Annotated in this window: 12 protein-coding genes and 1 pseudogene; 4 read left to right on the forward strand and 9 right to left on the reverse strand. The window is 32.3% G+C overall.

What is annotated here, in order from left to right; all coding sequences use genetic code 11:
• Positions 1 to 36 precede the first annotated feature (36 nt).
• From EQM05_RS09000 to eutM, 5 genes are read right to left on the reverse strand one after another with little or no spacing between them, the layout of a single operon-like run.
• On the reverse strand, positions 37 to 552 hold the full coding sequence (locus EQM05_RS09000; protein WP_128749733.1) for a diol dehydratase small subunit: 516 nt from the start codon (positions 550 to 552) through the stop codon (positions 37 to 39).
• A gap of 11 nt (positions 553 to 563) precedes the next feature.
• Positions 564 to 1,232 carry a propanediol/glycerol family dehydratase medium subunit gene (locus EQM05_RS09005; RefSeq protein ID WP_279222108.1) on the reverse strand — a complete coding sequence of 223 codons (669 nt, stop codon included), beginning with the start codon at positions 1,230 to 1,232 and terminating at the stop codon, positions 564 to 566.
• Positions 1,233 to 1,251: 19 nt separating this feature from the next.
• Positions 1,252 to 2,916: a propanediol/glycerol family dehydratase large subunit gene (locus EQM05_RS09010; RefSeq protein ID WP_128749734.1), complete on the reverse strand. Its 1,665-nt coding sequence runs from the start codon at positions 2,914 to 2,916 to the stop codon at positions 1,252 to 1,254.
• Positions 2,917 to 2,938: 22 nt separating this feature from the next.
• Complete coding sequence (gene pduB, locus EQM05_RS09015) at positions 2,939 to 3,826, reverse strand: propanediol utilization microcompartment protein PduB (protein ID WP_128749735.1); 888 nt, start codon at positions 3,824 to 3,826, stop codon at positions 2,939 to 2,941.
• An 18-nt stretch (positions 3,827 to 3,844) separates the two neighbouring features.
• A complete protein-coding gene (eutM, locus tag EQM05_RS09020; RefSeq protein ID WP_128749736.1) occupies positions 3,845 to 4,123 on the reverse strand; it encodes an ethanolamine utilization microcompartment protein EutM in 279 nt (92 codons plus the stop codon).
• 200 nt (positions 4,124 to 4,323) lie between these two features.
• On the opposite strand from eutM, the gene EQM05_RS09025 reads away from it, so the two are divergent.
• Together EQM05_RS09025 and EQM05_RS09030 are read left to right on the forward strand one after the other, a co-directional pair.
• Positions 4,324 to 5,535, forward strand: a complete 1,212-nt coding sequence (locus tag EQM05_RS09025; protein ID WP_128749737.1) for a PocR ligand-binding domain-containing protein — start codon at positions 4,324 to 4,326, stop codon at positions 5,533 to 5,535.
• Between the two features lie 14 nt (positions 5,536 to 5,549).
• Positions 5,550 to 6,305, forward strand: a complete 756-nt coding sequence (locus tag EQM05_RS09030; protein WP_128749738.1) for a response regulator — start codon at positions 5,550 to 5,552, stop codon at positions 6,303 to 6,305.
• Positions 6,306 to 6,356: 51 nt separating this feature from the next.
• Here the strand turns inward: EQM05_RS09030 and EQM05_RS09035 are convergent, their stop codons facing one another.
• From EQM05_RS09035 to EQM05_RS09050, 4 genes and pseudogenes are all read right to left on the reverse strand, one after another.
• On the reverse strand, positions 6,357 to 7,100 hold the full coding sequence (locus EQM05_RS09035) for a DUF2971 domain-containing protein (protein WP_164917249.1): 744 nt from the start codon (positions 7,098 to 7,100) through the stop codon (positions 6,357 to 6,359).
• Positions 7,101 to 7,117: 17 nt separating this feature from the next.
• A complete protein-coding gene (locus EQM05_RS09040) occupies positions 7,118 to 8,824 on the reverse strand; it encodes a methyl-accepting chemotaxis protein (RefSeq protein WP_164917250.1) in 1,707 nt (568 codons plus the stop codon).
• Between the two features lie 175 nt (positions 8,825 to 8,999).
• Complete coding sequence (locus tag EQM05_RS09045; protein ID WP_128749741.1) at positions 9,000 to 10,115, reverse strand: RNA-guided endonuclease TnpB family protein; 1,116 nt, start codon at positions 10,113 to 10,115, stop codon at positions 9,000 to 9,002.
• Positions 10,093 to 10,218 (reverse strand): annotated as a pseudogene (locus tag EQM05_RS09050) (IS607 family transposase); the annotation flags it as partial. The pseudogene EQM05_RS09050 and the gene EQM05_RS09045, both read right to left, overlap by 23 nt.
• Positions 10,219 to 10,622: 404 nt before the next feature.
• Here EQM05_RS09050 and EQM05_RS15765 point away from each other — a divergent pair.
• Both EQM05_RS15765 and nudC read left to right on the forward strand, forming a co-directional pair.
• Positions 10,623 to 12,005: a transposase gene (locus EQM05_RS15765; RefSeq protein ID WP_164917153.1), complete on the forward strand. Its 1,383-nt coding sequence runs from the start codon at positions 10,623 to 10,625 to the stop codon at positions 12,003 to 12,005.
• Between the two features lie 110 nt (positions 12,006 to 12,115).
• Positions 12,116 to 12,907, forward strand: coding sequence for an NAD(+) diphosphatase (nudC, locus tag EQM05_RS09060; protein ID WP_128749742.1), 792 nt, complete (start codon positions 12,116 to 12,118; stop codon positions 12,905 to 12,907).
• The last annotated feature ends 1 nt before the right edge of the window (position 12,908 follow it).

The following is a 12,908-nucleotide window of genomic DNA, read 5'->3' on the forward strand; positions in this document are numbered from 1 at the left end:
ATGATTATTCATCACTAAACTGGAGAACAAACTAATCTAAACCTTCAATCTTCCTCTTTTTTCATAAACATCAGCTGCTTCTCTTACAAGTGCTGAATTTATTTTCGCATTATATTTATTCTCCAGCTCATCAGCAATAGCCAGAAGCTCTGTTTTTGTTGATCTGTAAGGTCTTAATGAATTATATATCTCAAGAACCCTGTTATCAGGGATTATTGTTAACTCTGCAGCTCTCCTTAAGTTTACAGCAAATTGCGGTCTGCCCACACTTTCTGCAATCTGTGCCTGATATTCTAAAACATCAGCAGTTATTTTTATATCATCAGCAGTTGTGCTGCCATTTAGTACGCTTTCAATTGTAATATCATCTAAGCCTTTTCCCGTTTTTGTTTTAACTAAATCTTTGCTGTTTTTTGCAAGGGGATAATCCTTTGCTGTTAATCTTTTACTGCTGCAATTTGCCTTTGGTTCTGCCTTAGCAGTATCATTAAGGTTCCCCATGGATTTTAAAACCTCTTTTACAAGTTGTTCTATATTAACATTATCAGCCATATTCTCACCTCTTATTTAAAAATAACCTTTAACTCTATAGGTTTAGCGTTAGCTACAACATGTTCAGTTTCTTTTATGTGAAGTATTGCTGCTTTAGCTTGATATTTAGGTCGTGCCATTTGGTCATTTCTTACAGGAACTGGATCAGGTGATTCTCCCTTTGCATACTTTGCAGCATTCTTTCCTATGGCTCTGAAAGTTTCTAAGTCGATAAGCGGGGCTTGGGAAAATAACTCCAGATTATTTAATGGTTCCAGGTCTTTTTGATGAATTACAGTTGTTCCTTTTGACTGAATACCTATACCTATTCCTGATCCGCTGAGTACTGCAGCATCATGGCTCATAAATGCAACGTCTGATGTACGAAGGACTCTGATAACTCTAGGAACTAAACCTTCTTCTTCAATACCTGCCATTACTTCTTTTAATACTTTATCATGAGGTATTCCAACAATAGTCTGCCTTTGATATATTCCGAAAGCAGGAGCAATAGCTATAACAACCTCATCACTTCTTGTGCCGGCTTTAGCTTCACCTGCTTCTTTTAATTCCATGCTGCCAGTAACTGAATTACCTAAACTTAAATTTGGTATATCCTTGCTCTTTTCAGAGCTTTGAAGCTGTTTTAAAACTTCACTGGTTATTGCTTTTATAAGATCCTCATTAGATACAATATTCATACAAATATCACTCTCCAAACTACATTTTATCAGGATCAAGAGCCTGATTGATGTTCTTTATTTCTTCCCATCTCTTACCTTCGACTCTGTAACCTGTACCAGGACCTGTATAATCATTTGGATAATTGACTGCTGTAATTACGTTGAAGTCTTTATCAAAAATTGATGATGTATGCAGGTAATCGCCAGCTACCCTTTGCTTTAACATATTTAAAACTCTTCCCGCAGTATCTTCATAACCGCCCTTTACTAAAGCTTTAACTATATCAAGTCCTGTAGCACTACTGCTAAATAGCTCCTGAGCTGCTTTAAGATCTTCTACAACATTCCTTGGAGGCATGTCCTTGCTTCCATGAGCATATGTTGCAGCTTCAACTTCTTCATCAGTAATTGCGGGAAGTCCTAAATTTTTAAATACAGCCTGAAGTGTCTTTGCAGCTTTATTTCTAATAGCAATTGCATCTTCTTCTTTTATTGGTCTTAAACCACCATCAACTTTTAAATCTCTTTGTAATACCAGGTAATCATCATAATCATCACAGTCAAAGTTTGAACCAGCAAACATATTATCATAATTTGGCTCTGCAGCATATCCTGAGAAGATAAAATCAGTACCAGGTAAAAACTGCATCATTGTTCTGGCAGTCTTTCTGATTTGTGAATGAGTAAATGTCTGATCATTACCAGTGCATGTCTCCAGATCAAGCATTGCACTAATCAGGTTTTCTCCAAGTACTACTCTGATACCGCCTGATACACCAGCTGGTACTCCTATGCAGCTTATTGAACCATTCTGAAGGCCTTGTACACCTGCTCCTTTTGTTATCATAATGCATCTGGCTTCAAGGTATAACATTGATTTGCCTTCTGCATAGCCCATTTGAACTTCTGAACCTGTACCAGAAGTAAATCTCATTTTTAAACCTCTTGATGCATATGCAGATGCTAAGAATGATTTTGACCAAGGAGTATCATCACCATCTACAAATACCTGTTCAGTTCCATATACTGATATAGTTTCTGCATATGATGTAAAGCCCTTCATGCCCAGCTTTAATTCTGTTGCTTCTTCAAGTGCACACTGCGTTAGGACTCCTCCTCTTGCAGTTTGTGAACCAATAAGTAAAGCCATGGCATTAAATGGAGCATATCTAACTATTCCAACTGTAGTTTCCATTTCATCAAAGCCTCTGATACCAGCTTCTGCAGCATCTGCAGCTATAAGAACAGGATTATCACGTAAATTGGTAACGTGACATTGATTTGAAGGCATTTTTCTTGCTCTCATCTTTTGCAGTGCCATCATCATTTCAACTACATTTAATTTATCAATTACATCAACCAATTTTGCTGGTGTAATTGAAGTAGCTATTTTTATAATTTCATTTCTTGGTACATTTATATCAGTTAACATTCTGGCAATTTTAAGAGAATCAATTGCCATAGATTCTTCAGCATTTTCTATGTTAATAGCATGATCTGCAAGGAATATATCAATGAAATCAAAATCTTCCCTTTTTTTGCCATCCATTTCAACTATTTTACCATTTTCAATTTTGATACTAGGTTTAGGATCATTTGGACTTCCTATGGCAATCATACCAACTTCAGGCCAGTCTTTAACAAATCCATCTTTATTTATATCTCTAGCTTCAAGAACTTCAAAACGTTTAGATCTTTTCATATAATATCCCACCCTTCATATCCTAAATATACGGCTGGGTTGTGGAGGCAGGTTCATCGCCAAGAGCTCCTAACAATTTTTTCCCAACTTCTCTTCCGGCTATTACAGCTTGTCTAACAGCACCTGAATCACCAGTAATGCACAGGATTACCTCGTTAGAATGTGATGTCCCATGTGCTGGGCTTGAATAAGAAACCACTTCAACATTTGCAGTTTTTACTGCAGTATCAGCCATCATTACACCTATAGCTGCCGGAGCGCCAATTACCAGTCCGCAGGCTTTACCAACTGGTGAGCCAAAAGCTTTATTTACTGCAAAGCTGGCTCTGGCTGTATATTGAAGTTCAAGGTGTCCTGCTTCATTTCCCCAGACATCACCAAAGGTTCTTGGCAGTTCTTTTAAAGTAACTTCTACTGCTCTTCTGGCATCAGATACATCTTCAGCTCCTAAGATAATTAAGCATCCATGTCCAGCCCCGCCTTTTGTATCTCTTGGCATCTCTATTGAAACGACTTCAGTATTGGTAGCCTTTATTGCTTCATCAACTGCAAGTATATGCGGACCTGCACCAGTTCTGGCTCCTATAACTCCTATTGAATGATATTTTGGATCTATTCCCATTTTATCATGTAACGCTGGATCGATATTGGCTATAACAATTCCAATAGTGTCTCCTATAGATGTACCTACAAATTCTGTTAGACCTGGTGATTTCATAGAATTTACCTCCCCTTTTACTTCCTCAACGGATTTTTTTTCAGTTTCACATTTAGAATTTTCATCTTCTGGATTAGAAACCTTGCTTGCTATGCTGTTAATCATTTCAGTTAATGCTTTGGGATCAATTTCATTTTCCCCCAGGGATTTTTTTACTTCCTCATAAACTTTTTCTAATATTGAATTATCCATTTACATCTACTCCTTCTTTTATTCAACCTTTGGGAGTATTTTTTCAACATCTGTATGAGGCCTTGGAATAACATGAACTGAAATAATCTCGCCAACTCTTTTAGCAGCAGCTGCGCCAGCATCTGTAGCAGCCTTAACTGCTCCTACATCACCTCTAACCATTACAGTTACAAGCCCTGCACCTATTTTCTCGTATCCTATTAATGTTACATTGGCAGCCTTTACCATTGAATCTGCTGCTTCAATTGCAGCTACTAATCCTTTAGTTTCAATCATTCCTAATGCTTCTTGTCCCATATTGACACCTCCATATAATTTATTAATTTTATTATAGTATTTAAATGTCCATAATTATCTGAATATTTTGATATGTTAACGTTTTATTTTGACTTTAATTTTAGGGAATATTTTGACTTATTCTAGTAATTTATTTACAATGTAAATATACAGATTATTTTATAATAAAAATAAATGTATAATTAGGAGGTAGATTGATCTTGGCAGATACTGAAATATTTAATCTTAATCAAGTGGTTGATTTAAGCACCTTACAGGACATTCAGGATAAATTTGCTAAAGTTGTAGGACTTTCATCAGTAATTGTGGATGAAGATGGTGTTCCTTATGGAACTCCAAGTAACTTTACAAAATTTTGTTTGTTAATCAGAAGTTCAAAAGAAGGAAGAAGGCGCTGTTTCAAAAGTGACGGGGAATCTGGTAATTTAGCCATGAAAGCCGGCAAGCCTCTTATTTATAACTGCCATTCCGGATTAATTGATTTAGCTTCACCAATAATAGTTAATAATAAATATATGGGGTGCATGCTTTGTGGACAAGTATTATCCGATGACTTTGAAAATAAAAAAAGGGTAGATTTTAAAAGGCTTTCCAAAGAGCTCAGTCTGGATGAAGATAAGCTTAGGGAAGCTTATTCTGAATTAAATACATTAAAATATGAAAAAATTAAAGATGCATCTGAATTCTTATTTTTATTTACTAACCTCATAACCAAAATGGGAATGGCAAATATAACCCAGACAGCTTTATTAGAAGAAATTCAGCAGAAGATGAAATTAACTGAGCTAATTAAAAATATGGAACTAAAATCACTGCAGTCTCAAATAAATCCTCATTTTTTATTTAATACTTTAAATGCTATTGCAAGAATAGCATTAATTGAAAACGCTCCCAATACAGAAGAACTTATTTACTCATTGTCAGATATATTAAGATATAGTGTAAAAAACATAGACAAAATGGTTACTGTAAAAGAAGAAATCGATAACATTAAAAAGTATCTTCACATACAGCAGACAAGATATGGTGATAGAATGAGTTCAAGCATTATAATAGATAACAACATTTTAAAATATAAACTGCCTGCCATGACCCTTCAGCCAATAGTTGAAAATTCAATTATTCATGGCTTAAAAGATAAGAAAGAAAATGGCCAGATTAAAATTATTGGCAGACTGTCTAAAAATAAAACTATTATATTTGAAATTTATGATAATGGAATTGGAATTGATAATGAAAAAATATACCGTCTACTGGACATATATAGTGAAGATTCTGGTTTAAAGGGACTTGGGATATATAATGTAAACAGTAGAATAAAGCATTTATTTGGCAGTGAATTTGGCATATCAATTGAAAGTGTTAAAAATCAGTACACCAGAGTCTTAATAAATATACCCTGTAGCAAATAACCAAGGAGGGTAAAATGTATAAACTTTTAATTGTTGAAGATGAAGCTCTTGAGAGAAGAGCATTAAGAATTATAATAAACAAAAATTTTAACGACATTGATATAATAGGTGACGCTAAAACAGGACTTGATGCTGTAGAGCTTGCCAGGAAATTTAAGCCTGACATCATTTTAATGGATATTGAAATGCCTGAGGCCAGCGGACTTGAAGCTCAGGAAGCCATAATAGAATTCCTTCCCAATGTTACTACCATAATTCTTTCAGCCTATGATAATTTTCAGTTTGCGCAGACAGCCATAAGGCTTAAAGTATTTGATTACATATTAAAGCCTGCTAAGCCTTCAGATTTATCTGATGTGCTTGGAAATGCAATAGACCATATTAATAAATTAAGCATGCAGTCAAATATAGCATCCTCAGGGAAAGATGAGTTTACTGGCAATGAATTCAGCCAGATAATAAATGCTGCTCTTAAATACATAAATAATAACTATAATCAAAATATAAATCTGGAGTCTGTGGCATCATATATTCACTTAAATCCGCAGTATTTCAGCAGATACTTTAAAAACTCCACTGGTATGAACTTTGTGGATTATCTATCCCTTGTAAGAGTAAGAGAAGCTAAAAAGATGCTGCTTACAACTGATTTTAGTATAGCTGAAGTAAGCCTTAAGATGGGATATATAGATCCAAGTTATTTTAGTAAAGTCTTTATGAAGTATGAGGGAGTTACTCCAAATAAGTTTAGATGCTGTCATAGAAGATAGCAAAAAGTCAAAAAACTACTTTTTTGATAAAAAAGCAGTTTTTTGACTTTATTAATATTTAGCAACCCTTATATCCGATCTTCTTATTTTAATGTTATTATCAATTTTGTATCTATTCCATACTATTTTTTTTACAAGATTATAAAACCAGTCAGGAGCAAATGGACTCACAAAAATATCCTCTATTAATAAATTTAAATTTACTTTAAATCTTTTACAATGGTCTTTTGAATAATCTACATAAATTGCTCTCACTTCATTTTCATAATCATAGGGTTTAAACTTCAATGTTTCCATTAGCCTTGTATTAATGGATAATGTGCCATCATCCCTGTAATAATATGCTGGTTCCGTTTTAGTTATCATATCCTTATAAGAGTCAATATACTTTATTTTATAAATTTTTATATCACTATTTTCCAAAGCACTTTTAAGTCTGCCTATGGTAGTTTTTATACATATACCATTTTTAGGATTTGTATATATCTTCCACAAGGCATAAGACTCATTTTCAAACTTATTCCAGCAGTTAACATAAACATTTCTAATGTCTTTAATACTGTTAATTAAATTCAAATAATTCTTTTTACTTTCATCAGACCATCCTTTAAAAAAGTTAATTGGTATTTCTCCTTCATAACCATCTTCAAAATAGTGAGAATTTGTAAAATGAAGTTCCTGTGTTTCAAGAAGATCAATTAATTCTGTGAAATTTATATATCTTGCAATATCCATGCTGTCAGGTGCAAGAAATGATTTATTAACTTGTATTATCCTTTCATGTGTATCACTCATGTTAAACCTCATATTTTTTAGATTTTAAATTTTTGCACCATAGTAGTAAGCTTTTGTGAAAGGCTGGCTTGTTCTTCAGCAGTTTTTGCAATTTGTTCCATAGCATTAGTTGTCTCATTTAAGCTTGAAGCAATGCCAGAGGAAAATTCAGTAGATTGTTCTGTATCAGATGCTAAGTTTTGTATTGCTTCTGCTACCTGATTTACTGTAGCACTGATTTCTTCAGACATTGATGCAATATTTTCAGACATGCTGCTTACAAAATTAGCGTCATTTTCGTAGCTCACTCCAGTATCTGCAAAGGCATCATAGTCAGGCTTTACACTTTCATCTATAAATTTAAGTACTTCTCTGGAATTATTGGAAAGATTAGAGAAAGCATTTTCAACTTTATTAATGGTAGACTGAATAGTTGAAACAGCCTCAGCTGATTCCTCAGCTAACTTTCTTACCTCGTCTGCAACTACAGCAAATCCTTTTCCCTGATCTCCAGCTCTTGCTGCTTCAATAGCAGCATTAAGAGCAAGTAAATTTGTCTGATCTGCTATATTTGCAATTGCATCTGCCATAACTTTTATTTCTTCCACAACTTTTCCCTGCTCAATAGCATCCACTATATTTTTATATTTAGTCTCATACATATTATTAGCTTCATTTTTTGAATTAGAACTTTTTTCACTAATTTCTGCAGCTTTATTTTTTATTTCTAATGATTTATTGCTGCCATCAGTTGCCCTTTTTGCAAGCTCATCAATACTGCTGTTAACCTCTTCAACAGAGGCAGTAATCTCTTCAGTTGCTGCAGTTGTATTTTCATCCCTTTTTATTATTTCCTCTGAAGATTTATTCATTTGTTCAACTTGGCTTGTAATTTCTTCCACAGTTGCATTTAATTCTTCTGTGCCGGCAGAAAGACTTGTTGAATCTTCTATTATAGTTTTAATAAGCTCCTTAACATTATGCTGAGCAGTCCTTAAAGATGAAATGGCTGCTCCTATTTCGTCATTGGTTGTTATCTGAATTTCATCTGAAAAATCGTACTCCGCCATTTTCTTAGCACTTGACTGTATTTTATTTAATGCTTTTGTAATTCCTTTAATTAACAATACTGAAATAATCAATAGTACTATAAAAGATAGTGCAATAAATATTAAAACCATATTTTTAGAATCACTATATACTTTGTTACTGTTATTCTGACTGTTTTTAGCATTTTCTGTATTCATATTAATCAGACCATTTAATGAAGCCATCATACCGGTGTTCAAGTCATTTAAACTTTTATATTTTGTTTCAGCTTCTGAATATTTTTTATCCCTGCAAAGCTGAATAATTTCATTAGATTGATCTGTAAATTGTTTTAAAATTCCCTGAAATTTTGTAAATTCTTCTTTTTCACCTGGAAGCCAGTTGTTAGTACCATTATCAATTTTTTTCATTGAATCAGCAATAATTTTATTAGTAACATCTATATCATTGATTTTCTGCAGCTGATTTACCTCTTCATTATCATAAATCAGATTCATTAAATCAATTCTATATGTATACAGGCTTTTACTTATTTCCTCCAAATTACTTACATAATTCAATTTCCTAACTATGTCATTTGAATTTGAATTAATAAAATTAAGTTCTAATAAAGATACCCCTCCTACAACTGCAATAAAAATAAAAGCCATAACTGCAGATATTATTAATTTAGTCCTTACTTTAACATTCTTCATACCCTTAACCATGCCGTTACCGTTGCCAAAACATTATAGGACTCTATAAAGCTTGTTTAATTCCCTGTTCATTGTGTCCGATTTTGCTAAAAGCTACTTTCGTTTGATATAACACTCCAAGGGCTTAACTTCGGATACAACGCATCCTACACCTCAAGCATAACTGTTTAGGTAGTTATGCTGAATATCTGCTTAAATTAATTGAAGCATTGAAATCTCTATCAATAACTGCTCCACATTCTTTGCAGATATAAGTTCTTTCTGATAATGATAATTTAGCTTTTACATGACCACACTCACTACAAGTTTTTGATGAAGGATACCATTTATCCGCTTCAATAAATTTAATTTCATAAAATTCACATTTGTATTGAAGCTGCCTTTTAAACTCATATAATCCTTGCTGTGCTATAGCTTTAGATAAGTGTTTATTCTTCATCATACCTTTAATGTTAAGTGTTTCCATAACAACTCTTGATGGCTTGGTTTTCACTATCTTACTCGTTGCTTGGTGTAAATGGTTATTCCGAATATTAGATAATCTTCTATAAAGTAATCTAATCTGCTTTTCAAGTTTTATAATGTTGCTTGTTTTGACAAACTTCCTCCCTTCTTTATTTAACTCATATTTTTTTGATATTTTACGTTGCAACCTACGTAATCTTTTTTCTAATTTTTTAACAAGCCTTGTTTTATTTATATTTTTAAAAGTCATTCCATTAGAACATATGGCAAGGTCTTTAATACCAACATCTATACCTATGCTCTCATCAGTTAATTCCACTTTTGAATTTTCCTTCTCAATACCTATGGATAAGTACCAGTACTTTCCGTCAAAGCTTACCCTTGGATTGGTATATTTAACATCCATTGGTATTTGCTCTGATGTTTTAATCCAACCTACTTTTTCGATTAATATCATGTTAGACTTAACCTTTAATTTCAGATTGTCATTGTAAAATGATGGTTTAGATTTTCTTCTACTTTTAAACTTTGGCTTATCTGCTAATCCTTTAAAAAAGTTTTTATAAGCATTGCAGCCATCTTTTACAGCCTGTTTTGCTACATTGTTAGATACTACACTCAGCCATTTATATTCTTCTGTTTGCTTCATTAAAGTAATTTCTTTTCTCAAATCACCATCACTAATAAACTTACCACAATTTTTATAATTTTCTTCTTGTCTTGCAAGTGTCCAATTATAGATAAATCTTGCAGTTCCAACAGATTGCCATAACTTTTGTTCCTGTTCTACATTTGGAATAATTCTAACTTTCTTCGCTAGTATCATTCTTTAACAACTCCTTAATCATTTTCCTTGCTTTATTAGCTCTTTTACCATGAAGTCTACAACTAAAAACTGTAATAATTTGAATTAAATCCTCAACTAATTTCTAAAAATGATTGAGTTGTACTTGCGAATAATATCTATAAGTTTTGAAAATTCTCCTATTGAATAACACTTCATCTATACCACCCTCTAAATTTACTATATTGCCAACATTATATAAATTCAAGAGGCTGTTATAATCTTATATAATGTTTTGTTAACTGTTATGCCCCCCCTTGTGTATAAAAGCATTTTTTAATATTATTTTACAAAAGAAAAGTTTTAATAAATATGTTATATTTTATCACAAAGAGGACTATTTTGCCAGTGTAAATGATTATAACTTCAATAAGTAATATGAAAATTTCTAAAAATAAGTATTATAATATTTAGCTTTTAAAAATGATTTTAAGATCTTTTATAGAATTATACATATAGACTAATGATAATTAAAAGGAGATAGTTTGTATGTTACAATTAAGCAAAAACGATAAAGATAAGGTGTTGGAAGCTATAAAAGAAGGTAGGATTGATGCTGCTGACGTAAGTTTCCCTAATCTTATAGATACAATAGTATTAAAAATGAAAAATATAGGACTTATAGATAAATTGGCTGAAAGTTTTAAAGATAAGAGAAAACAAAATAAACATATTCCATTTCATATACTTATTGCGTTAGCAATTACAGCAAAGATGAAGCTTAAAACCAGCTTGACAGATGTCGCCTTTGCTGTGACTGATGGTGAGTTATTATCTGAACTAGGATGGAATATGTGGGATACCAATAAAAACCTTGAAGAAGGGTTATTCGCCGAAGGCGTTATGAGAAATTTAATTCAAAAATATGATGCTGAGGAATTTATAGAGTCTTATAATAATTATGTCCAAAATGTAGTTATGCCATCTCTTAACATAGCTCCATCTATACATATTCTTGATTGCACTAAAATACATGTGAATTTAGATAATGTAAATTATGAAAATTCTGAAACTATAAAAGATGATGGAAAAGTGATTCGTGGTTATAAAATGGGAACATTAAGAGGTCTTATGGATGATTCGGGAATTATAGAAGAGATAGTTTTTGATTCTATAAAGCCTCATGATTTAGAACTTTGTAGAAATATGATTTTAAAAAGTAAATGTTTAAAAGGTGGAGATATTCTCATAAATGACAGGGGATTTATTTCTCGTGATGTTATTAATTTTTTGAAGGTTGAAAAGCAAGTGGATACATATGTACCTGCAAAAAAGAACATGACAATATACCAAGAAGCTGTAAAAATAGCAATCTCCGAAGACAAGTGGCAAAAACACCCTAACAGGAAAAGGAAAACTCAAGAAATACACCTGGTTAAGGATCTAGGTATGATGTGGCAAAGTAATACACCGGATAAAGATGTTGACTTGTGCGCCTGTGTCGTTCATGATAAAAAAGATAATGAATACTATGTATTTTTAACCACAGACACAAATAAAACTGCAAAACAAATAATAAATACTTATGAACTAAGACCAGAAATTGAAGAAGACTATAGACAAATAAAAGACTTTTGGAAATTAGAAGATTTTAAGAGTACAAAATATAATTTTATAACTTTTCATATAGTTATGACACTCATTGGCTACATGTATTTTCAACTATTCAAAAACATGGAGGAGGGAAATAAGTATTCAGGCAAGTCCCTCCCTGTAATTATTAAGAATTATAAAGAAGATAAGCAAAAGTCAGTTATAATATATTCTGGTCAATATTTTGGCGTATTTTCCTTTATTGAATTTATTCAATTGTATGCTGGCTGCTCCGCAGAGGTAAGGAAACTTCTTGATCCAACCTTGGCTTTAGTATAGCAGGGTTGGAGGGCTACGCCCAAATTACGAATTGAAGGATTATAAACCATTTTTACTATACATATCTGATATAATATTTATATAATAAAACATTGCAAGGAGTTTTTAAAATGAATGAAAAAGTTTTTACTATTAATAATAAACAAATATATTACATAATTTATAATGGAAAGAAACTGCTGGTGAAAAAAAATAATGAAATTTTAACTCTGCCTGATACAAATGATATAAATACATTAAAAATAAATATAGATAATTCCAGGCCTTTATTTACTAAAAGTAACTTATATTATGAAAAAACTGATGCAGTTAATCTTCTTTATAATTTTAAATTTGTGGATTTAAGGCCTTACATTCCACTAATGGATTACATAACAATGAAATCAGTTTTAAGAGCCCTTCACTTAATTAATTGGAATAATTCTAATATATTCTGCGGAAAATGCGGTTCAAGGCTTGAAGATAAAAAGGATGAAACAGCAAAAATATGCCCTGACTGTGGGAATATTATATATCCAACTATCTGCCCTGCAACTATTACTGCAATTACCAAAGACCATAAAATTTTATTAGCACACAATAACAATTTCAGTAATGATATTCATAGTGTTATTGCAGGATTTGTAGAACCTGGTGAAAATTTTGAAGATTGTGTTAAAAGAGAAATCTATGAAGAGGTAGGAATCCGTGTTAAAAACATAAAATATTTTGGAAGTCAGCCTTGGCCTTTTCCCTTCTCCCTTATGACAGCATTTACTGCTGAATATGAAAGCGGTGATATTAAAGTAGATGGAATTGAAATAGGACATGCTGATTGGTATAGTAAAGATAACCTGCCTCAAATTCCAAGGAAGGGTTCCATAAGCAGAGATTTAATTGACAACTGGCTTAAAAATATTTAAA

It is taken from the genome of Clostridium sp. JN-9 (assembly GCF_004103695.1).
Classification (GTDB): Bacteria; Bacillota; Clostridia; order Clostridiales; family Clostridiaceae; genus JN-9.